The sequence below is a fragment of the Clostridium sp. 'White wine YQ' genome (assembly GCF_028728205.1).
Classification (GTDB): domain Bacteria; phylum Bacillota; class Clostridia; order Clostridiales; family Clostridiaceae; genus Clostridium_T.
Genome location: NZ_JAQYUU010000001.1, coordinates 952,978 through 973,242 on the forward strand (window position 1 = coordinate 952,978; position 20,265 = coordinate 973,242).

Below are 20,265 nucleotides of genomic sequence, written 5' to 3' on the forward strand. Positions count from 1 at the left end.
ATAATATACTAGAAGGTAAAAATTAGGATTAAAGGATGAAATTATGAAGAAAGTTATATCAATTATGATAATACTAATGATTATTACACAAGGCATAGTTTTATATATGTTTTTTAGTGATAAACTAGCAAGTTATCATGAATATATTGTAAATATCATTTGGATAGGTTCAGCAATACTGGGAGCTCTTTTTGGAATTTTATATTTTAGGGTAAATAAAGAAATTAAAATACCAATAAATACAGCGTCAATAATAGCAATAGCAGGTATATTAGCATTTCCATTTCTACTTTTTAGATATTGGCTAGTTGTATTGGGCTTATTTATATTGGCATTGAGTTTACATTTTTATAAGTATAGAGAAAATAAATTCACCATTTTTCCAGTATTATCAACAATAATAGGTGTGTATTCAGGAGGTCTATATTTCTTAATGAGAGGGATAACTTCTATGTAGGTGAATTTTTATGAATAATAATATAAAAGCAATTTTATTAGATTCTGGGAGAGTATTAAATAGCCCAATAACTGGAAGTTGGTCTATTTCGCCCAATTTTTATAAATATATTAATAAGAAAAAGTTTAACTCGCCTTTTCTAAAAAATAAAAATAATGCAATGGAAAAAGCTTGGACATATATAAATTCACAAAAATTAGTTGTTACAGAAGAAGAGGAGTTCAAACTCTTCCTAAAATTCTTTGAAATACTTTCTAGTGAATTACCAGAGCTTGAATTAAGTAATGAAAAAGTTCAATTATTAGCAATGGATTTTGTATATAACTATGATAAATACAAGTTTTATGATGATGTTTTTAAGGTGATACCATTGTTGAGTAAAAGTTATAAATTAGCTGTAATTTCTGATGCATGGCCCTCATTAGAAAATGTATTTAGACAAGCTAGTTTAAGAAATTATTTTTCTTCATTTATTATTTCTTCTAAAATAGGAGTTACCAAGCCAAATGAATTAATGTTTAAATGCGCATTAGAAGAATTAGGTGTTAAACCAGAAGAAGCACTTTTTATTGATGACAATCCCTATAATTGTGATGGAGCAAGTAAGCTCGGTATTAAGACAGTTTTACTTAATAGAGAAAAATTGCTATTGTTAAGAAACAAAGTGATTATTAGAAGTAAACATAAAGTAATCAGAAATTTATATGATTTATTAAAGTTATTAGAAAAGTAACTTTAAAAATTTAGACAAAAGGGAGGAATAAATATGGAGCCAAAGTGGCTAACTTGGGCTAAAGAACTTCAATTAATTGCACAAGCAGGATTAACATATTCAACAAATAAGTTTGATATTGAAAGATTTCAGCAAATAAGAAATTTATCAATTGAGATACTAAGTGAATATACTGAAATTAGTAATGAGAAGATAAAAGATTTATTTTGTAATGAAGTCGGTTACCAAACGCCTAAAGTAGAAATAAGAGGTGCAATATTTAAGGATGATAAAATTTTATTAGTTAAGGAAAGTATTGATGGATGTTGGTCAATGCCTGGAGGCTGGGCGGAAGTTAACTTATCCATTAAAGAGAATGTAGCAAAAGAAGCTATGGAGGAAGCAGGAGTTAAAGTTATACCACAAAAATTAATAGCAGTTCTAGAAAGAAGTAAACACTATGAAGAGCCATTTCCATATGGCGTATATAAAGCGTTTGTACTATGTGAACTTATTGATGGTGAATTTAAAAAGAATATTGAAACAGAAGCTAGTGACTTTTTTGAGTTAGCTAATTTGCCAGATTTATCTTTAGGTAGAAATACTAAAAAGCAAATAGAGATGTGCTTTGAGGCCCATAAAAATAAAGACTTTATAACAATATTTGATTAAGAATATTTAAGCAGTATGAATTTATTTCATGCTGCTTAATTTTTACACTAATATTAAAATATATATTAATAAATGTAATATATATTTGACACAAGGTAATATATATTATAATATTATATATAGAAAGGACGGTGAGCAGATGGCAAAAAACTTGAGAATAAAAGCTGCTAGGGCAGCAATTGATATGACACAAAAGGACTTGGCAGAATCAGTTGGTATCACAAGACAAACTATGAATGCAATTGAAAAAGGTGATTATAATCCAACAATTAAATTATGCATTGCTATTTGCAAAGTCTTAGGTAAGAAATTAGATGATTTATTTTGGGAGGAATAGTTTATGAGAGATAATTGTGAATTTGATGAGAGACAATTGTGGGTTAGAGGAAATGTGTTTAAACATGTTGTAATTATCCTAGCTGTATCACTTTTACTAGATGCATTTTTAAAAAGTTCAGATATTTACTGGGCTGATGAAATGTACTCAAATATCATAATATTAATGTTCGCAATTATGGTAGGATCTGTAGAGATGATTCTTCAGGATGTATACTTGGGCAAAAGAAATAATCATAAAATTATTATTGGATTGATGGGCATAAGTGGAACAATAGCTTTTGTAATGTCAATATTTGAATTACTAAGTGGGAAAAGCAAATTTTTATTAAATGGTCAATTAACTAATGTAGGTTCAGGGTTAATAACAGATATATTTATATTAACCATTGCAATAACTTATATAATAAAATCAGTTTATAATAAAAAACTAGAATTAGAAGAATAACTTGAAATTATAAATATCAATTTACATGTGCATAATAACTCTATAACAACTAAAGGAGTGATTATTATGGCAGTAAATAAAAACCGTAAACCAGATAAAAGTAGATCACAATTTGAAAGGGTTGAATATGACATACCAACAGATGAAGTTCAAACAAATACTTCACATACAGCAAATAAACCACAACCTAAGTTTGTTAAAAAATAATATCATATTTTTTTAATGCCGTATATTCTTAAATAGGAGATACGGCATTTTTATTTAAACTTATTATTGATTATATTAAATATAATTGTAAAATTAATTATATCGATAGAAAATTAGTTTGTACCATATAATGGAGGACGCAATGAATAAGACAATAGGCATATTAGCTCATGTTGATGCAGGAAAAACAACTTTGGCAGAGCAAATACTTTATCATACAAAAAGTATTAGAAATAGAGGAAGAGTAGATCATAAAAATACTTTGCTAGATAATCATAATATAGAAAAGGATAGGGGAATTACGGTATTTTCTGACCAAGCCTTATTTAATTATAATGATTCAACATATTTTTTAATTGATACTCCAGGACATATTGATTTTTCACCTGAAATGGAGAGAGCTATTAATGCAATGGATTATGGAATTATTATATTAAGTGGAGTTGAAGGAGTACAAGGACATACAGAAACAGTATGGCAATTACTAAGAAAGTATAACAAGCCAACCATTTTTTTCATAAATAAAATAGATAGAACCTCAGCAAATACTGAAAGGGTTATAGAAGAAATTAAGAATAATTTAACGAAAGATGTGATTTTCATTTCAAAGGAATTTACTAAAAAGCCTTTAAATGAAGAAGTTATAGAATTTATAGCAGAGCGAGATGAAAAGCTACTTGAACTATATTTAAATGGTGATATTGAGGAAGCTTTATGGATAGATTCTCTTAAAAAGATGATTAATGAGAATAAAATATTCCCATGTTTTTGTGGTTCAGCTTTACAAGATATAGGAATTGAAGAATTTATATATGCTTTAGATAAGCTTACCTATACTCAATATAATGAAAATGATGAATTTGGTGGACAAGTATATAAAATTAGATATGACGAGCAAGGAAATAAAGTAACTTATATTAAAGCATTAACTGGTAATTTAAAGGTTAGAGATGAAGTAAAAGTACAGTCATCAAGAGAAGAATTCACTGAAAAGATTACACAAATAAGATTGTATAATGGTAATAAATTTAAACCGGTTGATAATATATCAGCAGGAGAAGTTTTTGGAGTTATTGGACTAAACGAAGCTAAGGTTGGTGACGGGGTAGGGAACTATTTTGAAGAAGTAAATTATGAAATGATACCAACCTTAAAATCTAAAGTGATTTTTGATAAGTCTTTAAATATAAAAGATGTGTTAAATAATTTTAGAATTTTAGAAGCTGAAGACCCTTCTTTAAATGTTGAGTGGAACGAGAAATTGCAAGAAATACAAGTTAATATAATGGGTGTAATTCAATTAGAAGTCTTAAAACAGTTATTAGAAGAGAGATTTAGGCTTAATGTTGAATTTGGGCCATGTGAGATTTTGTATAAGGAAACCATATTAACTGAAGGAATAGGATATGGCCATTTTGAACCCTTAAAGCATTATGCTGAAGTTCACTTAAAGCTTGAATCAGCTGTAAGAAATAGCGGAATAATCTTTGAAAATCAATGTCATGCTGATGACATGACAATAGGTCACCAAAATTTAGTGAGAACTCATATATTCGAAAGGGAACACCATGGCATACTAACAGGATCACCTTTAACAGATGTAAAAATAACTTTATTAACTGGAAGAACTCATAATAAGCATACATCTGGTGGAGACTTTAGAGAAGCCACCTATAGAGCATTAAGGCAAGGTTTAGAAAGTTGTAAAAATATACTCTTAGAGCCATTCTATAGATTTAAAATTGAAGCACATATAGATAATATGGGAAGACTACTATCAGATATAGAAAAGTTAAATGGAAGCTTTGAAACACCAGAAATTAATAATGAAAAAGTAATTATTATAGGAAGAGGCCCAGTTGCAACTTTTATGAATTATGGAACTGATTTTGTGGCTATTACAAAAGGAAAAGGGAAATTAAACTTCATATTTGATGGATATGATATTTGCCATAATGAGAATGAAGTAATTGAAAAAATAGGTTATAACAGAAATGCTGATATAGAATATACTTCAACTTCGGTATTTTGTTCAAAGGGTCAATCATTCTTGGTTGATGGAAGTGAAGCAAAAGATTATATGCATTGTTTAAAATAAAGATTTTGTTAATAAAAAACTGTTCATGAAATAATCTTCGTGAACAGTTTTAGTATTTTAATGCGATAATTTAAATTGCTGTCTCTAAATCTAAATTCTCAAAGTACTTACTTAATGTATAGGCAATACCATCTTCTTCATTAGATAAAGTTACTTCATCGGCAATATCTTTTAAATCATCTACCGCATTAGCCATAGCCACACCTATACCAGCATATTTAACCATTGAGGCATCATTATGACCATCACCAAAAGCTATCATCTCTTCTTTTTTATATCCCATAGGAGTTAGCACGGTATCTAAAGCCTTTGCCTTATCAATTCCTTCCGCAGTAAATTCAAAGTAAAAAGGTGCTGTGAATACACAGCATAAAGAATCTATAAATGGTTCCATCATTTCTTTATAATGCTCTTTAAGATAATCAGGGTCTCCAGCAGTTAATATTTTATTTAAAGGATAGTCAGCAAATGCTGCTAAGTCATCTTTCTCGCACAATTTGAATTTCCCTCCGCGAGATTCATATTGAATTATGTTAATAGAAGTACCATTGTTATTTATTTGATTGTTAAAAACATCATTAACATACATATAATCGCCTTTGTCAATCATAGGTCTAACATCAAATTTTTTCATATGCTCAAGCACCGCTTGTCCTTGTTCAATACTCATGGTTTCATTAAATAAAACTTCGCTTGTCTCACAATCAACAACCTTAGCTCCGTTAAAAGAAACAAGAATGCCATGATTTTCATCCATTTTTAATTCTTTAGCAAAATCCATTAATCCTGATGTAGGTCTGCCAGAGGCTAGAATCAGTATAGCTCCAGATTTTTGAGCTTTAATTAGAGCTTCTTTTGTCTTTTTAGTTATTTCTTTTTTACTATTTGTTAATGTACCGTCTACATCCATAATAATTACTTTTATATTACTCATATGTATCCCCCCTACCATTTTATTTGATTATATAGATTCTATTTTTAGAAATAAATAGGGGGAGCAAAGAATGAAAAGAATTTATCAAAAATAATTAAGTTTATAAATTAATTGTGAAATAAGCTTATCAAATGCTCGTGCATCATGAATTTGTAATTAAAGGAATATTTTGCTATGATTTAATAGAAAAGCTTTCTTTTGAAAAGGAGTAAATATGAGTGATTTTAGATATGAAGTTCGAGAGCTAAAACTAATTGAATTAAAGGATGCCAGAGAGCTTATCAAAAAAGTTTTTATGAAATTTGAAGCTCCTGATTTCCCAGAAGAAGGAGTAGAAACATTTATAAAATTTATTGAATCAGATTCATTAAAAGATGAATTTCAAAATGAATCCTTAAGATTCTTGGGATGCTTTGATAATAACAAAATAATTGGAGTTATTGGAACAAGGAAAGTAAATCATATATGTTTGCTTTTTGTAGATAGCGAATATCATAAACAAGGAATTGGTAAAAAACTATTTCAAAAGGTTAAAGAATCTATACAAGAAATAAAAATTACTGTAAATTCTTCACCGTATGCAGTTGGTTTCTACCATTCACTTGGATTTAAGGATAAGGATGTTGAACAATTAGTTGATGGAATTAGATTTACTCCAATGGAATACTTTAGAGAGAAAGAAATGAATAATAAAACAATATACTTTGCGACAAAAGCATTGATTATTAAAGATAATAAATTTATATCTGTTCACAAATCATCGGTGGATCATGATTTATATGAACTACCGGGTGGTAGGTTAGAATATGGAGAAACACCAGAGGAAACGTTAGATAGAGAAATAAGAGAAGAGCTTAGTTTAGAGGTAAATATTATAAAGATCCTTGATACTTGGTCATATATTACAGATGATTTTGAGATAGCTGGAATTATCTATTTATGTACAATTAAGGATGGAATATTAGCCTTATCAAATGAGCATGACAAATATGAGTGGTTACCTTTTAAAAAAGAATCTACTAAGTATATGAATTGTATATTTGAAGATAGGATGAACAAATGGGACTTTGAATCTATTTTAAAAGAGGTTCAATAACTCAATTATATGTTTTTGTAATAATCTACCAGAGAACAATGCATTAGAATAACTAATAATGGTTTTAGAAAAATATAGGGATTATGAAATTATAAGGTGGAAAGTAGTTAGGGCTTTTGAAAGCTATAAAACTGAAAATGCTATAAAAATTCTAAAAGAAATTATGAAAAACGATAATAATGAAATTATAAAAAATGTGGCAAAAAGATCTCTAGATATTATAAATAATTATATGAGGTGAAGTATGTTTAAATTTGATTTAAATAATTGTTTCTGGATTAATGAACCTCAAAAATATAAATTTAATAAGGATAGGATTATTATTACAACAGATCCTAATACAGATTTTTGGCAAAGAACTTATTATGGCTTTAGGAATGATAATTCTCCAGCATTATTAATTAAAACAGAAGAAAAATACTTTTCATTTACTGTAAGGACATATTTCAATAGTAAGAAGTTGTTTGATCAATGCGGAGTCATTATTTATCAAAACTCAGACAACTGGTTTAAGGCTTCAATTGAGTATGAGAATGAAGAATATCAAAGACTAGGTAGTGTAGTTACTAATAATGGATATTCTGATTGGGCAACTACTGATATCGATGGAAATATAAAAACAATGTATTACAGGTTAAGTCGTAGAGAAAGTGATTTTTGCATTGAAAATTCATATGATGGTAAAGTATTTAAGCAAATGAGAATTTTTCATTTGTTTGAGGGAAGTAAAGAAATTAACATTGGAATATATGCTTGTAGTCCTTCAGATTCAAGTTTTGAAGCAGTATTTTCTGAATTAAATATAAGTGAATGTTTATGGGAAGAACATAAATAAACTAAAATAGGGAGTAAGGTTATGGACAAAGATTTGATAGGAATGTGTGGTACTTATTGCGGAGTTTGCGAGTGGAAGGAAAAGACAAATTGCCCAGGTTGTCAAAAAAGTAAAGGACAACCTTTCTGGGGAAAATGTTCAATTGCAAGTTGTTCAATAGAAAAAGGCTTTAATCATTGTGGTCACTGTACAAGTGTACCTTGTGAAAAGCTAATAGATGCGTATAACGATGAAGAACATGGTGATAACGGTGAAAGATTAATAAATTTAAAAAATTGGGCAGAGGGTAAGGATATGTTTTTAAAGTTAAGAACAATTAATACAAAAGACAGGTAATAGGAGGAATACAGATGAATTTTACAATCTTAGGTAGTGGAGGATGTGTAGCATTGCCAAAACCTTTATGTCAGTGTAGGGTGTGCCAAGAAGCAAGAACAAAGGGAAAACCATATTCAAGATATGGCTGTAGTGTATATCTTGAGGATATAGAATTATTAGTTGATACGCCTGAGGATATAGTCCATGCCCTTAATTATTGTAATATTAAAGAGGTAAATAAAGTGTTATTTAGCCATATGGATCCTGATCATGTGCTTGGAATGAGAGTGTTTGAGCATTTAAGACTTAATTGGTTTGAAGTAGCAGAGAAGAAGGAATGCTCAAACTCTATAATGGTACTTGCTATGAAACATGTGATGGAAGATATAAATTCTATAAAATCTAAGTATGGTTCATATTTAGATTACTATGAAAAAGTCAGAAACTTAATTAAAAGAGAAGTTATAGAAGAGTATATATACTTAGAGCAAATTAAATTGACATTTATTAAAGCTGGTGCTGCAACAGTTTTTGTCTTTGAAGAGAAGAATAAAAAAGTTATATATGCACCATGTGATGTTAAGCCATTTCCTATAAATAATATATTTATGAATGCTGATGTTATGATAATTGGAAATACAATTGTTGGAGATGAGCTTAAGGATGGCTACATATTGAATAATGAGAGCAATATATTTAGTGAACTTTTTAGAATGAATGAAATTGAAGATCTAAAAAAACAATATAAAATAAAGAAAGTTATTATAACACATCTTGAAGAAGATTGGGGTAAGTCATATGATGACTATTTAAATTTGCAAGAACAATATGATGGAATACTATTTGCATATGATGGGATGAAAGTTGAAGTATAGTATATTTAGGCAGAGACGGTAGTCTCTGTTTTTTATTCTTTGGGAATTTATAAGATTTTAAGTTTGTGGATAACATTATAAGTTTCCTATAAAAAACCTATGGGCTCCCTTAAAGAGTAAAAAAAGAATTAGTTACCTTGACTATTTTTCATACCAAAATAAATCATTATATCCAAATGTTGACAATATACAGTTTGACTGTATATAATATAACTATACAGTTAAAATGTATAGTTTAACTTACTATTTGGAGGAACTATGAATAGAGATAAAAACCTACCATTAACAGAAACAACTTATTACATTCTTTTAGCCTTAATAGAGCCTTCACATGGATATATTATTATGCAGAAGATTGAAGAATTAAGTAATGAACAAGTAAAGATAGCTGCTGGTACCCTTTATGGAGCTTTAGAAAATTTACAAAAGCAAAAGCTTATAGAATCAGTTAAAAGTGATGATAGCAGACGAAAGGTTTATGTAATAACAGATAGGGGAAAAGAAATATTAAAGCTTGACTATGAAAGAATGAGCAGAATGCTTAGTGCAACAAAAGAATTGATGAAACTGTAATTAAGGGGGTATTGATGTGAAAAAAATAAAGTTTTTTATTGATTATGATAAAGAAGAAAAATGGTTAAATGATATGGCTAAAAAAGGTTATGAATTAGAGGATGTAATATTTACGTATAAATTTAGAAAAGTTAAGCCAGAGAATGCAATCATAAGAATTGATTTTAGAAAGTTTAAAAATCAAGAAGATTTCATTGACTATTCCACATTATTTGAAGATAGTGGTTGGAAGCATATAGCTGGTAGTAAATTTTATGGAGCTCAGTATTTTAAGAAAGTGAGTGAAAATAGCCAAGAAGATATTTTCTCAGATGCTATGTCTAAGGCAGGAAAATATAAAAGGTTATCAAATATGTGGGCATCATTAGCTATTGCATACCTGCCTTTTTTAGGATTTTTAATTTCTTTTAGGTCTATTAATGTTAATGCAATGATGAATCCTAAGCTATTATACCTAACTCCAGGACTTTGGGAAATGAGTGGTTTTAACTTTTGGAGACATTTCTTATTTGAAACACCCTTTGCAATTTCAAGAGGCTTTATTTGGTTATTAATACCTTTCATAATAATTATATATGTTGTTTGTGCTGTAAAAGCTGAACTTTTATATAGAAAAAAAGCAATGTAGATTATGAGGTGGATTAGCTTGAAAGTAAACAAATTAAATGTTTATTTCCAATAATGAATATAAAATATTAAAACATCCAAACTATTAAAAGTATATTTTAATAAAGTATGGAGTGATTTAAATGGCTGGAACATTATTTAACGAATTGAGTATTCACGAGAATCAGAATAAAAAAGAATTAGATAAAGATTTAAAGATTCTTGAGGAAAATGTTAGGGTTCTAGATGCAACCGGCGACATGTTAAGTGGAATAGTAGACATAAAACAAAATAATTATAGTTTTAAGAATAAGTCCTAGGAAAAAGGACTTATTTTTTTATAAAAATAATGTAATGAGAATATTTTTAATTAATTTAAATAATATGTAATAGGTTACAAAATATATAGGTTGTGGGGGATTAAAATGAGGATTTTTATAGTTAGACATGCGAGTAAAGAGTTTGGAGATTATTATAGTGATAAACTTAAGCATCAGGATTCACCTTTAAGTGATGAAGGAGTAGAAAAAGCTAAAAGATTAGTAGACTATTTTAAATATGAGAAAGTTGATAAAATTATTGCAAGCGAATATTTAAGAGCTTTTCAAACAGCTAAATATGTTGCAGAAAATAAAGGATTAGAAATAATAAGAGATAAAAGATTAAATGAAATAGATAATGGAATAATTGAATCCTTGAGTGATGAAGAAATAATAGAAAAATATCCGGATTTCTGGAATGACTTTTTTACATACGCAAAAGATGTGAGATTTCCTGAGGGAGAAACAGGAGAAGAGGTAAAGAAAAGGCAAGATGAACTTTTAGAGGAACTTAAAAAGGATAATAAAAATGTTCTTTTAGTTAGTCATGAAGGGTATATAAGGCTATTAATGTGTAATTTATTACAACTTCCAGTTTATAAAAGGCATCTGTTTAAGGTTGAGATGTGCGGAATTATGGAATTCGAGTTCGATAAAAGGTTAAATTCATGGAGAGTAATTAGATTTAATCAAAGTTTAGATATATAATTTTAAGCCTCATTAAGCTAAAAAAATAATCTTATTAGCTTAATGAGGCTATTTTAATAAATAAAGTCAATTAATTATTTTCAGAATAGAATTTAAAAGCTTCTCCAACAAACTTTGATGTGCCAGAACCATATTTTTTTTCAAAGATTTCTATATATACAGGATTTGAGGAGTAAAGATCAGCCATTAGCCCCCAGTAGTTCTCTCCCATATCCATATTTAAGAATTTATATTGTTCTATATTCATTTGATTTATTTCTTCTACAATTTGTTGAATTTCCTTAGATTTAGGATCTTTATTTAAATCAGAAATTAGTCTATTGAATAGTTCTGAAGATTTTTGAGTATATTCTTCTGAATAATCTTTTTTAAAATCTTCAATCTTCTCCATTATACTTGAAAAGTTATCAAGATTATTCTTCATAGCCTCTGTATACTTTTCTATACTTCCATATTGCTTTATTGCCATCTTTGCAATATTTTCTTCATTAGTTTTACATAGATCTATAAATTTACTAAACTCTTCTTTACTGCCGTGATACTTTATTATTTCATCCTCATGTTCATTCTTAAATTCTTCTAATACGCTAAGATATTGACTCATATCGAATTCTTTAAAACTCATTGCATTCTCTCCTCTTATTCGCTTATTTATAAGCTCTATTAAATCATTTAGTCTATCACGTTTTAAAATAAGCAGTTCTTTTTGATTTTTAAGAGCTTGTTTTTTATCAAAATTGGGATTAGACATGATATCTTTAATTTCTTTTAAAGAAATATCAAGTTCTTTGAAAAACAGAATTTGATGCAAGGTATCAAGAGTTTCATCATCGTATAGCCTATAACCTGAATCTGTAACTTTACTTGGCTTTAATAATCCTATTTCATCATAATAGTGTAGTGCACGTACACTTACTCCTGTTAAGTCTGATACTTCTTTAACTGTTCGCATAAATAACCTCCAATTTTGATTTGAGAGTTAGTTATTATCTAACGCTTGCCGGCAATGAATTTTTGACAATAAATTCTAGCTCTAATATAATATTACGCTATAACGTAATGTCAGAGTCAATAATTTTTTAATGATATAATATATTTAAATTGCAACTATTAGTTGTCAAGAATGTTAGTGTTAGGTGATAGGCATATATTTACTATTTTTGTATACTTATCTTGAGGTGATAAAATGAGTTTTGGAGCAAAGTTACAAGAACTTAGGAAAGAGAAAGGGTTATCCCAAGAACTATTATCTGAATATATTGGTGTTTCTAGACAAGCAGTTGCAAAATGGGAAATAGGTCAATCATATCCTGATATTGAGAAATTAATTTCTATAAGTGATATATTTAAAGTAAGTATTGATAAATTGGTTAAAAGTAGTGATGACCCATGTGGCTTAAGAGAAGATAGTTCACAAGAAATTAAGAAAAATGAAAAAGTTATAGAGTTTTTATGTAAAGCTAAAAAGAAAACATATGCAGGTAGAGGAGCTGAAGTTGAGCCTTCAAGACCAAGCTCACATGACTTACGTTATATAGAAGGAAATTTTAAATATATTGATACTTATTTAGGAGGAAGAAATTTTGCAGGTGAGGAAGCAATATGGCAAGAGGATGTTCCAATTTGGTCAATGAATTATATTGGACGAGTCTTATCAGAAGAATTTTCAGGAGGATTTCTAAAAGAAGTATTGTCTAACGTAAATAATAAATATCCTTATAGAGGACCACTAGTATATGAAAATGGAGAATATAAGTATCATGCAATAATAAATGGAGAATTTAGTTGGTTTCAAGGATATGAAGAAATTTATTATAATCATAAAAAAGTATATGAATGTTTTTTTCATGGTGGAAATATTATATAATTTTGTAAACTAAATAAGATATTTTAGGAGGTTTAATTAGTGGAGAAGTTAAAGAATCATATTTTAGAATTAGAAAAAGAATTACTTAAACCTAACATAAGACAATCTCCTGAGAAAATTAGTATGTTATTATCAGAGAATTTTATTGAATTTTGCAGCTCAGGTTATATTTATAAATATAAAAAAGGTGAAGCAATAGAAGATAATATAAGTCAAAAAGAATTAAAGTGGGAAATTATAAATTTTGATATTTCTATTCTTAGTGAGGATAGTGTACTAGCAACATATAAATTAATTAAGCATGATGAGATTGCTGAGAAGAAATACTCACTTAGAAGTTCTATTTGGAAAAGTATAAATGGTAAGTGGAAGATGATTTTTCATCAAGGAACTTTAATAACTAATATTTGATTTAAAAGGAAATATTTGAAAGAAAAAATAATTTCATATATAATAAAATAAACTTCATAAGAAGTTTATTTTATTATATAAAGGGCGTAAATTAATATGAAGAAAAAAGTTATTATTAGTATTTTTTCTATATTAACCTTGGCTGGATTAATTTCAGCATATGTTATATATGACTATGTTAAAGAGCGAAATATATATAAAAATATAATTAAAGCAAATTGGAAAATAATTTTACCTAAAGAGTATGATGAAATTTATGAAAAAGATGAAGGTCCAAGCTTTCTTGGTGATGGAGATAGATATCATATATTTCAATATAATGATATTAAACAAATTGATTCATCTTTAGAGTGGAAAAGTGAAAAAAATGAATCAATTGAAGCAGGTTCAGAAGAAATACTTAAGAACTTAAAAGTATCAAAAGAATACTATCCTAATTTTGAAAGCAGTTACAAATATTATTGGAAGATAAAAGATGATAATTCTAAGATATATTTTATATTCGATAGAGATAAGAAAGAAGTATATGTATTAGAACATTTTCAATAGAATTATATCAAAGGGGGAAATAAAATGAAAACATTAGAAACAGAGAGACTTATATTAAGGGACTGGAAAGAAGAAGATTTTTTAGATTTATACGAATACGCATGTGATGATAGGGTAGGACCTGTAGCAGGATGGCCAGTTCATAAAGATATAGAAGAGAGTAAGGCAATCATCAAGAGATTTATTAATGATAATGAATCTTATGCAATAGTATTAAAAGCAGAGAATAAAGTAATTGGTGGAACAGGACTACATAATAAAACTCCAGATGAAACACTTAAGGATTTAAAACAAAGAGAAATTGGATATGTACTAAATCCTAAATATTGGGGACATGAATACATTCCTGAAGCGGTAAAGGCACTCCTTAAATATGGATTTGAAGAATTAAATTTAGACTTGATATGGTGTGGACATTATGATTTTAATATGAAATCTAAACGAGTAATTGAAAAGTGTGGATTTAATTTTAGATTTAATCGTGATGTAAAATTAGCTTTATTTGAAAATAGAGTTGAAAATGAGTTATTCTATAATATTTATAGAGATGAATATTTTAAATAAAAATAAATTGAAATCAGTTTGTCATAATAATGACATATTTAATATTTATAATATAAACATAATAAGTTTTCTTTTTTACGAATCTCCTTTTTAAAGGCACTCACAATTGTGGGTGCTTTTTTATTTTATAGGAATTGCAGCGACTATTTTTTATTTTGGAAAAATTATGAGTTTTAAGGTAAGATAGAAATATATTTAAAATTAATATTGACTCTCCAGTGTGGAGGATAGTTTATACTTACTTTAAGATAATTAATCCTGTATTGGTTATCTATATAGAAGAGGTGAATAAATGTACAAGATAGGCGAATTTTCTAAAATAACAAGTTTAACAGTAAAAACACTTAGATATTATGATGAAAAAAATATCTTAAAACCATCCTATAGGAATGAAGAAAATGACTACAGATTTTATAGTGAAGAGGATTTTAAGAAAGCTGAGCTTATAATACTTCTTCGCAAATTTGAATTTTCAATTTCAGAAATAAATGATTTGCTAATAAATTACGAAACAGCTTCTGATCTCCCATATTTTCTTGAAGAAAAAAAGAAAATGATAGAGAAAAGAATTGAAGAAGAAAAAAGCCTATTAAAAAAGATTGACCTCTATGTTAAACCTAATAATAGGGAGGTATTTATGAACTATATTATAGAAAAAAAGGATATTGAACCAATCATAATTGCATCTATTAGATATAAGGGGAAATATAAAGATGTTGGGAAATATATAGGAAAACTATATAAGATAGTTAAGAGTAATGTAAATGGTGCTCCATTTAACTGTTATTACGATGATGAGTATAAAGAAGAAGCTGATATTGAGCTATGCCTTCCAACTTCTAAATTAGTTAGTAATAATGAGATAAGTTCAAGACAATTGCCTAAGATAAAAGCTTTATGTACAACACATATTGGCGATTATGAAAATTTGAATATGGCTTATAAGGCTCTGCTTGATTTCGCGAAAGAAAATAAATTAAAATGCTTAACACCATCAAGAGAAATATATGTAAAGGGACCTGGAATGATATTTAAAGGTAATCCTAATAAATATATAACCGAAATAATCATTCCTATAGAAGAGGAGGAATAATTAATGGCAGAGAATAAATTAGATTATAAAAAGGAATTCAAAGACTTATATTCACCAAAGATTGTACCAGGTTTAATAGATGTTCCAGAGATGAAATTCATAATGGTTGACGGTAAGGGAAATCCTAATGATAAAGATGGAGAATATCAAAAAGCAGTAGAAATAATATATGCCCTTTCATATACAATAAAAATGAGCAAAATGGGCAGTTTAAAACCTGAAGGATATTTTGAGTATGTAGTACCGCCGCTCGAAGGGTTATGGTGGAGAGAAGACTCAGAGATGGATTTTACTGAAAAAGATAAGTTCCATTGGACATCTATGATTAGACAACCTGAATTTGTAACTGAGGAAGTTTTTAATTGGGCTTGTAATGAAGTTAAAAGAAAGAAACCGCACATTCAAGTTGATAAAGCAAGATTTAGTTCTTTTAAAGAAGGTTTATGTGTGCAGATTATGCATATAGGATCTTATGATAATGAGGTAGAATCTATTAAAAAATTTGAAGAATTTATTAATAATAATTCACTGAAAAATGATTTTAACTTAAATAGAAAACATCATGAAATATATATATCAAATTATCTAAAAACACCAGCTGAGAAATTAAAGACAGTTATTAGACATCCCGTAGCAAAGATTTAACTTATAATTATACCTATGCTAAGCATAATTAGCATAGGTATTTTATATTATAAAAAGCTATAGTAAAAATAATTCTACACATACTACCATTAGAAACTGTTTATATCTAGGAGGGAAAAATGACTACAAAAAAGAAATATTTAAGTGAAATAAAAACTGGAAGCAATATGAAAATAGAGCTTATGGTAAATAGAATTATTGCAAGGGAAGCATCAAGGGTTATATGTATTATGTCTGATAAAACTGGCGATATTAAAGCAACAATTCCAAATAGAAGAGATGATATTAAAGAAGGCAAAGTATTAGAAATTGAAGGAATAAAAGATGGAACCTTAGAAGTCAAGAAATATGAATTCATTTCGGAATTTGACTATTCAGATTTTCTGCCAACCGTAAAAAGACCTATTGAGGAGATAATGGATGAGATTGAACTCTATACGGATGAATATATAATATCTCCAGAGGCTAAAGCTTTAAATGATTATTTTTTTAAGGATGAAGATTTTTTAGATAAGTTTAGAAGAGGAATAGGTGGAGTTTCAATGCACCATAATTATATAGGAGGGCTTGCTGAGCATACTTTAGGTGTAATGCAATTAACAGCAATGCTATGTGAAAAATATGAATGTAGAAGAAAAGAAACAGCAGTACTTGCAGCAAAACTTCATGATATTGGGAAGATATACGAATTATATTATGATGGACCATTTAAATATACTTTAAGAGGAGAATTAGAAGGTCATATTGTAATTGGTGTTGAATTAATAGATAAGGCAATAAGTGAAAATTCTTCAATATACACAGATGACTTTGTAAATAGAATAAAAGGATGCGTAGTACAACACCATGGAAAATTAGAGTTTGGCTCACCAAGAGAAATGAAAATGGAAGAATCATATATACTTAATTTTGCTGATTCCATAGATGCAACAATGAACAAAATATCACAATTAAAGGAGAAAACTGAGCCAGGTAATTGGTCAGAATTTGATAGGAAAATTTCAATGAAATTATATTTATAATAATGAAAAGTGGTGGGAGTTAATGAGAGTATTATTATTAAGAATTACACTTAGAGCATCATGGGTACATTCCCTAAAGGAAAAAAGAATGATTGTAAAGAGTGTAACTCAAAGACTTAAAAATAAATTTAATATTTCAGTTGCAGAAATAGATGAACAAGATGTACATCAAACTATTGTTATAGGGATTGCAGGTGTATGCGGTAGTTCATCTCAAATGGATTCAACAATGGAAAATATCATATCTTTTATCGAAGAAAACACAGATGCAGAAATAATAAATATCGAGAGAGAAGACTAAGTAATAACTTGTAATGAACCCTCAATCTATAAATTTTAGTTTGGGTATAATAAAATCTATATGATTATTTGAAAAACTCAATTATAATAAATTTATCAAATAATCATATAGAATGTTAATAATAGGAGAAAGAGAATAATGAAAAAACCTATAGCTTATTTAATTATTATAGCGATGACATTTACTTTTTTAGGTTGTAGTAAGGCAAAGGAGGAGACTCCTAAAAAACAAGAAGATACTGTACAAGCAACCCAAAAGGATACAACTGAAGAAAAGGTACAAGCACCTATAGTTGAAAGTACTAATGAAGATAGTAAAAGTAATGATAATAAAAATACCGAAGAAATTAAAAATAATAATGTTGAGGTAGCCAGCAATAAAAATGTAACTCAAAAGAAAAAAGTGGTTATTGACCCCGGACACGGAATAGGTGGAAATAAAGGAATGGAGAAGACATCTCCTGATTCAAATGTGATGAAAATTAAGGATCCTGGGGGAGCACAAGGAATAAATTCTAGAATCCCAGAGTATGTAGTTGCAATGCAGATTGCGTTAAAGTTAAAGACAAAATTAGAGAATAGTGGAATAGAAGTTGTTATGACTAAAACTGACAATAACCAAGATCCAGGAAATATAGATAGAGCAGAAGTTGGAAATAATAATAATGCAGATTTAGTAATAAGAATACATTGCGATTCAGCAGATGATTCTAGTGCAAATGGTGCTACAATGCTTGTACCTGCAGCAGTGGGATATGCAAAAAATATTAAAGATGTGAGTAAAAAAGATGGCGGGATAATACTAAGTGAACTAATAAAATTTGCGGGAATGAAGAATAGAGGTATATCTGAAAGAAGTGACCTTACAGGATTTAATTGGTCAAAAGTACCAGTTGTTTTAGTTGAAGCTGGATTTATGTCAAATCCTAATGAAGATAGATTGCTTAGTAGTGGTGAATATCAGGACAAAATAGCATCAGGATTATCTAGCGGGATTATAAAAGCTTTAAATTAGAAAAAAAAGTTGTACAAGCTACTATGTGAAGATAAGTATTTATAAAAGATGGAATCTCATTTTAATTTGAGATTCTATTTTTTTACACACTACTTGACAATGCTTAGTAGAGTGGTAAAATATAGTTACTACTATTGTTTGCATAGTAGGGAGGGATAAAGATGGATGAGTCACAATTACTAAAAGGAATATTAGAAGGTAATGTCCTTAGTATTATTTCAAGAGGAGAAACCTATGGGTACGAGATATTACTAGTTCTCAATAAATATGGATTTAAGGATATATATGAAGGTACATTATATCCAATATTAACTAGAATGGAGAAAAAGGGTATTATAAGCTGCAATATTAGGAAATCACCTTTAGGACCTAAGAGAAAGTATTATACAATTACAAGTTTAGGCGAAAGGTATTATGAAGATTTTATAAAAGTATTCAATGATATAACTTTTAAAACAAATGAAATTATTAATGCAGAGAATTTGTAAGGGGAAGATATTGTGAAAAGTGATAAAAATAATATTAGTGATATTGATAATTATAAAGACTATATCAATCAATTAGAAAATGAATATAAAATTCAATTTAATAAAGTTGAGGCATATATAAATATATCATCAAAATTAAAATATCAAGAAAAGAACAGTTGTTTATTACAAGTGATGGATAGTTTCTTATCAGCTCAAGAAGTAGGAAAGAATGTACTTGAAATAACAGGAGATAACTTGAAAAGTTACTGTGATAATATGATTTATGGAGAAAGTATTTATATCTACAAGGTTTCAAGAATATGTTCAACATTACTAAGCTCAGTTTACTTTGTTGCGTTTGTTCATTTATTTATAAGCTTTTGTAATAGAATATTCAATCGTGAAAATACAAGTATCTTTTCCGAAATGCGTTTTGGCTTAGGAGAAATAGTATTAATGCTAGGAATAATAATTTCACCAATACTTACTGATTTAATAACAAAAAAGTTTTTTGAAAATCCTAAGCTTTGTAAAAGAATTGGTAATTTGGTATCTTTCCTTATGATACTTATACCTATTACAGTGTACACATTTATTAATGAAACTTTTGATATCTATGGAGTAATAATAACTTTTAATAATTCAATATTGATACTCTTATATTTAACACTAATAAATTTTGTTGTATGGTCAATTACTCGTATAACTAATAACGAAAAATTAGAAAGTAGAAAAGAGAAATATATAGAATTCTTAAGTAAAGATTATAATAAATATATAAATAAATGTAATAATAAAAACAGAAATCCGTTAGATTGGAATAGCTATTTAATAAAAAAGAAAAAGCAAAATTCAATTTATACTAAACTTTATCTTATATATGGTATTATATTTTTGATTCTTTCTCTATTGATAGGGAAAGCAATGATTGAAGCAGGAAAGTTGGATTTCTTAGGTATAATTTTTATAACTTTTATTTCTCTATTATTTGTTATTATGTTTGGAGTAGTAATGGAGGGAATTAATAGAAATAAAATGTTTTCTGAATTTGAATAGAATTTATGGAGAATTTCTATATAGGAGATTCTTTAAACGAATAATAATTTAGAAGGATAAATAAAAAAAGGCTTAAAA

Annotated in this window: 29 protein-coding genes; 27 read left to right on the forward strand and 2 right to left on the reverse strand. The window is 28.0% G+C overall.

Going from position 1 to position 20,265, the window contains the following annotated elements; genetic code table 11:
• Positions 1 to 43: 43 nt before the first annotated feature.
• The 7 genes from PTZ02_RS04710 to PTZ02_RS04740 all read left to right on the forward strand — a co-directional run bounded on the left by PTZ02_RS04710 (position 44) and on the right by PTZ02_RS04740 (position 4,930).
• Entirely contained in the window at positions 44 to 457 is a 414-nt protein-coding gene (locus PTZ02_RS04710; protein ID WP_274226663.1) for a hypothetical protein, read from the forward strand.
• Positions 458 to 467: 10 nt separating this feature from the next.
• The gene (locus PTZ02_RS04715) at positions 468 to 1,190 is read left to right on the forward strand and encodes an HAD-IA family hydrolase (RefSeq protein WP_274226664.1); all 723 of its coding nucleotides are present in this window, start codon (positions 468 to 470) and stop codon (positions 1,188 to 1,190) included.
• A 33-nt stretch (positions 1,191 to 1,223) separates the two neighbouring features.
• Complete coding sequence (locus tag PTZ02_RS04720) at positions 1,224 to 1,841, forward strand: NUDIX hydrolase N-terminal domain-containing protein (protein WP_274226665.1); 618 nt, start codon at positions 1,224 to 1,226, stop codon at positions 1,839 to 1,841.
• 139 nt (positions 1,842 to 1,980) lie between these two features.
• The gene (locus tag PTZ02_RS04725; protein WP_274226666.1) at positions 1,981 to 2,178 is read left to right on the forward strand and encodes a helix-turn-helix transcriptional regulator; all 198 of its coding nucleotides are present in this window, start codon (positions 1,981 to 1,983) and stop codon (positions 2,176 to 2,178) included.
• Between the two features lie 3 nt (positions 2,179 to 2,181).
• The gene (locus PTZ02_RS04730) at positions 2,182 to 2,625 is read left to right on the forward strand and encodes a hypothetical protein (protein WP_274226667.1); all 444 of its coding nucleotides are present in this window, start codon (positions 2,182 to 2,184) and stop codon (positions 2,623 to 2,625) included.
• 66 nt (positions 2,626 to 2,691) lie between these two features.
• The gene (locus PTZ02_RS04735) at positions 2,692 to 2,832 is read left to right on the forward strand and encodes a hypothetical protein (RefSeq protein ID WP_202767099.1); all 141 of its coding nucleotides are present in this window, start codon (positions 2,692 to 2,694) and stop codon (positions 2,830 to 2,832) included.
• Between the two features lie 142 nt (positions 2,833 to 2,974).
• Positions 2,975 to 4,930 carry an elongation factor G gene (locus PTZ02_RS04740; RefSeq protein ID WP_274226668.1) on the forward strand — a complete coding sequence of 652 codons (1,956 nt, stop codon included), beginning with the start codon at positions 2,975 to 2,977 and terminating at the stop codon, positions 4,928 to 4,930.
• Positions 4,931 to 5,000: 70 nt separating this feature from the next.
• Here PTZ02_RS04740 and PTZ02_RS04745 read toward each other — a convergent pair whose 3' ends face one another.
• Complete coding sequence (locus tag PTZ02_RS04745) at positions 5,001 to 5,864, reverse strand: Cof-type HAD-IIB family hydrolase (RefSeq protein WP_274226669.1); 864 nt, start codon at positions 5,862 to 5,864, stop codon at positions 5,001 to 5,003.
• Between the two features lie 214 nt (positions 5,865 to 6,078).
• On the opposite strand from PTZ02_RS04745, the gene PTZ02_RS04750 reads away from it, so the two are divergent.
• The 9 genes from PTZ02_RS04750 (at position 6,079) to PTZ02_RS04790 (ending at position 11,195) form a co-directional block, all read left to right on the forward strand.
• Positions 6,079 to 6,960: a GNAT family N-acetyltransferase gene (locus tag PTZ02_RS04750; protein ID WP_274226670.1), complete on the forward strand. Its 882-nt coding sequence runs from the start codon at positions 6,079 to 6,081 to the stop codon at positions 6,958 to 6,960.
• A 58-nt stretch (positions 6,961 to 7,018) separates the two neighbouring features.
• Positions 7,019 to 7,201: a HEAT repeat domain-containing protein gene (locus PTZ02_RS04755; RefSeq protein WP_274226671.1), complete on the forward strand. Its 183-nt coding sequence runs from the start codon at positions 7,019 to 7,021 to the stop codon at positions 7,199 to 7,201.
• A gap of 3 nt (positions 7,202 to 7,204) precedes the next feature.
• The gene (locus tag PTZ02_RS04760) at positions 7,205 to 7,795 is read left to right on the forward strand and encodes a DUF1349 domain-containing protein (RefSeq protein ID WP_274226672.1); all 591 of its coding nucleotides are present in this window, start codon (positions 7,205 to 7,207) and stop codon (positions 7,793 to 7,795) included.
• Between the two features lie 21 nt (positions 7,796 to 7,816).
• Positions 7,817 to 8,131 (forward strand): DUF3795 domain-containing protein, encoded by a 315-nt coding sequence (locus tag PTZ02_RS04765; RefSeq protein ID WP_274226673.1) that lies wholly within the window; start codon positions 7,817 to 7,819, stop codon positions 8,129 to 8,131.
• A 14-nt stretch (positions 8,132 to 8,145) separates the two neighbouring features.
• Complete coding sequence (locus PTZ02_RS04770) at positions 8,146 to 8,988, forward strand: MBL fold metallo-hydrolase (protein ID WP_274226674.1); 843 nt, start codon at positions 8,146 to 8,148, stop codon at positions 8,986 to 8,988.
• Positions 8,989 to 9,246: 258 nt separating this feature from the next.
• Positions 9,247 to 9,561 (forward strand): PadR family transcriptional regulator, encoded by a 315-nt coding sequence (locus PTZ02_RS04775; RefSeq protein ID WP_274226675.1) that lies wholly within the window; start codon positions 9,247 to 9,249, stop codon positions 9,559 to 9,561.
• A gap of 16 nt (positions 9,562 to 9,577) precedes the next feature.
• Positions 9,578 to 10,189 (forward strand): DUF2812 domain-containing protein, encoded by a 612-nt coding sequence (locus PTZ02_RS04780; protein WP_274226676.1) that lies wholly within the window; start codon positions 9,578 to 9,580, stop codon positions 10,187 to 10,189.
• 121 nt (positions 10,190 to 10,310) lie between these two features.
• Positions 10,311 to 10,487, forward strand: coding sequence for a hypothetical protein (locus PTZ02_RS04785; protein WP_274226677.1), 177 nt, complete (start codon positions 10,311 to 10,313; stop codon positions 10,485 to 10,487).
• A 105-nt stretch (positions 10,488 to 10,592) separates the two neighbouring features.
• Complete coding sequence (locus tag PTZ02_RS04790) at positions 10,593 to 11,195, forward strand: histidine phosphatase family protein (RefSeq protein ID WP_274226678.1); 603 nt, start codon at positions 10,593 to 10,595, stop codon at positions 11,193 to 11,195.
• Positions 11,196 to 11,265: 70 nt separating this feature from the next.
• Here the strand turns inward: PTZ02_RS04790 and PTZ02_RS04795 are convergent, their stop codons facing one another.
• Complete coding sequence (locus tag PTZ02_RS04795) at positions 11,266 to 12,147, reverse strand: MerR family transcriptional regulator (protein WP_274226679.1); 882 nt, start codon at positions 12,145 to 12,147, stop codon at positions 11,266 to 11,268.
• 234 nt (positions 12,148 to 12,381) lie between these two features.
• Here PTZ02_RS04795 and PTZ02_RS04800 point away from each other — a divergent pair, with 234 nt between their 5' ends.
• The 11 genes from PTZ02_RS04800 (at position 12,382) to PTZ02_RS04850 (ending at position 20,187) form a co-directional block, all read left to right on the forward strand.
• Positions 12,382 to 13,062 (forward strand): DUF5680 domain-containing protein, encoded by a 681-nt coding sequence (locus tag PTZ02_RS04800; RefSeq protein WP_274226680.1) that lies wholly within the window; start codon positions 12,382 to 12,384, stop codon positions 13,060 to 13,062.
• A gap of 39 nt (positions 13,063 to 13,101) precedes the next feature.
• Positions 13,102 to 13,473, forward strand: coding sequence for a nuclear transport factor 2 family protein (locus PTZ02_RS04805; protein WP_274226681.1), 372 nt, complete (start codon positions 13,102 to 13,104; stop codon positions 13,471 to 13,473).
• A gap of 96 nt (positions 13,474 to 13,569) precedes the next feature.
• Positions 13,570 to 14,022, forward strand: a complete 453-nt coding sequence (locus PTZ02_RS04810) for a hypothetical protein (protein ID WP_274226682.1) — start codon at positions 13,570 to 13,572, stop codon at positions 14,020 to 14,022.
• Positions 14,023 to 14,046: 24 nt separating this feature from the next.
• On the forward strand, positions 14,047 to 14,586 hold the full coding sequence (locus tag PTZ02_RS04815; RefSeq protein WP_274226683.1) for a GNAT family N-acetyltransferase: 540 nt from the start codon (positions 14,047 to 14,049) through the stop codon (positions 14,584 to 14,586).
• Positions 14,587 to 14,878: 292 nt separating this feature from the next.
• Positions 14,879 to 15,679, forward strand: a complete 801-nt coding sequence (locus PTZ02_RS04820; RefSeq protein WP_274226684.1) for a MerR family transcriptional regulator — start codon at positions 14,879 to 14,881, stop codon at positions 15,677 to 15,679.
• 3 nt (positions 15,680 to 15,682) lie between these two features.
• The gene (locus tag PTZ02_RS04825; protein WP_274226685.1) at positions 15,683 to 16,324 is read left to right on the forward strand and encodes a GyrI-like domain-containing protein; all 642 of its coding nucleotides are present in this window, start codon (positions 15,683 to 15,685) and stop codon (positions 16,322 to 16,324) included.
• 119 nt (positions 16,325 to 16,443) lie between these two features.
• Positions 16,444 to 17,346, forward strand: a complete 903-nt coding sequence (locus PTZ02_RS04830) for a 3'-5' exoribonuclease YhaM family protein (protein ID WP_274226686.1) — start codon at positions 16,444 to 16,446, stop codon at positions 17,344 to 17,346.
• Positions 17,347 to 17,368: 22 nt separating this feature from the next.
• Entirely contained in the window at positions 17,369 to 17,647 is a 279-nt protein-coding gene (locus PTZ02_RS04835) for a DUF503 domain-containing protein (RefSeq protein ID WP_274226687.1), read from the forward strand.
• Between the two features lie 138 nt (positions 17,648 to 17,785).
• Positions 17,786 to 18,661, forward strand: coding sequence for an N-acetylmuramoyl-L-alanine amidase family protein (locus PTZ02_RS04840; RefSeq protein ID WP_274226688.1), 876 nt, complete (start codon positions 17,786 to 17,788; stop codon positions 18,659 to 18,661).
• 161 nt (positions 18,662 to 18,822) lie between these two features.
• A complete protein-coding gene (locus PTZ02_RS04845; RefSeq protein WP_274226689.1) occupies positions 18,823 to 19,149 on the forward strand; it encodes a PadR family transcriptional regulator in 327 nt (108 codons plus the stop codon).
• A 12-nt stretch (positions 19,150 to 19,161) separates the two neighbouring features.
• Entirely contained in the window at positions 19,162 to 20,187 is a 1,026-nt protein-coding gene (locus tag PTZ02_RS04850) for a DUF1048 domain-containing protein (protein ID WP_274226690.1), read from the forward strand.
• The last annotated feature ends 78 nt before the right edge of the window (positions 20,188 to 20,265 follow it).

Coding starts and splice junctions, on each gene's coding strand:
- PTZ02_RS04840 (WP_274226688.1), top strand. CDS start 17,786: ATGAAAAAACCTATAGCTTATTTAATTATTATAGCGATGACATTTACT.
- PTZ02_RS04770 (WP_274226674.1), top strand. CDS start 8,146: ATGAATTTTACAATCTTAGGTAGTGGAGGATGTGTAGCATTGCCAAAA.
- PTZ02_RS04730 (WP_274226667.1), top strand. CDS start 2,182: ATGAGAGATAATTGTGAATTTGATGAGAGACAATTGTGGGTTAGAGGA.
- PTZ02_RS04830 (WP_274226686.1), top strand. CDS start 16,444: ATGACTACAAAAAAGAAATATTTAAGTGAAATAAAAACTGGAAGCAAT.
- PTZ02_RS04725 (WP_274226666.1), top strand. CDS start 1,981: ATGGCAAAAAACTTGAGAATAAAAGCTGCTAGGGCAGCAATTGATATG.
- PTZ02_RS04820 (WP_274226684.1), top strand. CDS start 14,879: ATGTACAAGATAGGCGAATTTTCTAAAATAACAAGTTTAACAGTAAAA.
- PTZ02_RS04755 (WP_274226671.1), top strand. CDS start 7,019: ATGGTTTTAGAAAAATATAGGGATTATGAAATTATAAGGTGGAAAGTA.
- PTZ02_RS04750 (WP_274226670.1), top strand. CDS start 6,079: ATGAGTGATTTTAGATATGAAGTTCGAGAGCTAAAACTAATTGAATTA.
- PTZ02_RS04710 (WP_274226663.1), top strand. CDS start 44: ATGAAGAAAGTTATATCAATTATGATAATACTAATGATTATTACACAA.
- PTZ02_RS04735 (WP_202767099.1), top strand. CDS start 2,692: ATGGCAGTAAATAAAAACCGTAAACCAGATAAAAGTAGATCACAATTT.
- PTZ02_RS04795 (WP_274226679.1), bottom strand. CDS start 12,147: ATGCGAACAGTTAAAGAAGTATCAGACTTAACAGGAGTAAGTGTACGT.
- PTZ02_RS04760 (WP_274226672.1), top strand. CDS start 7,205: ATGTTTAAATTTGATTTAAATAATTGTTTCTGGATTAATGAACCTCAA.
- PTZ02_RS04825 (WP_274226685.1), top strand. CDS start 15,683: ATGGCAGAGAATAAATTAGATTATAAAAAGGAATTCAAAGACTTATAT.
- PTZ02_RS04810 (WP_274226682.1), top strand. CDS start 13,570: ATGAAGAAAAAAGTTATTATTAGTATTTTTTCTATATTAACCTTGGCT.
- PTZ02_RS04715 (WP_274226664.1), top strand. CDS start 468: ATGAATAATAATATAAAAGCAATTTTATTAGATTCTGGGAGAGTATTA.
- PTZ02_RS04775 (WP_274226675.1), top strand. CDS start 9,247: ATGAATAGAGATAAAAACCTACCATTAACAGAAACAACTTATTACATT.
- PTZ02_RS04845 (WP_274226689.1), top strand. CDS start 18,823: ATGGATGAGTCACAATTACTAAAAGGAATATTAGAAGGTAATGTCCTT.
- PTZ02_RS04835 (WP_274226687.1), top strand. CDS start 17,369: ATGAGAGTATTATTATTAAGAATTACACTTAGAGCATCATGGGTACAT.
- PTZ02_RS04740 (WP_274226668.1), top strand. CDS start 2,975: ATGAATAAGACAATAGGCATATTAGCTCATGTTGATGCAGGAAAAACA.
- PTZ02_RS04745 (WP_274226669.1), bottom strand. CDS start 5,864: ATGAGTAATATAAAAGTAATTATTATGGATGTAGACGGTACATTAACA.
- PTZ02_RS04800 (WP_274226680.1), top strand. CDS start 12,382: ATGAGTTTTGGAGCAAAGTTACAAGAACTTAGGAAAGAGAAAGGGTTA.
- PTZ02_RS04790 (WP_274226678.1), top strand. CDS start 10,593: ATGAGGATTTTTATAGTTAGACATGCGAGTAAAGAGTTTGGAGATTAT.
- PTZ02_RS04785 (WP_274226677.1), top strand. CDS start 10,311: ATGGCTGGAACATTATTTAACGAATTGAGTATTCACGAGAATCAGAAT.
- PTZ02_RS04765 (WP_274226673.1), top strand. CDS start 7,817: ATGGACAAAGATTTGATAGGAATGTGTGGTACTTATTGCGGAGTTTGC.
- PTZ02_RS04815 (WP_274226683.1), top strand. CDS start 14,047: ATGAAAACATTAGAAACAGAGAGACTTATATTAAGGGACTGGAAAGAA.
- PTZ02_RS04720 (WP_274226665.1), top strand. CDS start 1,224: ATGGAGCCAAAGTGGCTAACTTGGGCTAAAGAACTTCAATTAATTGCA.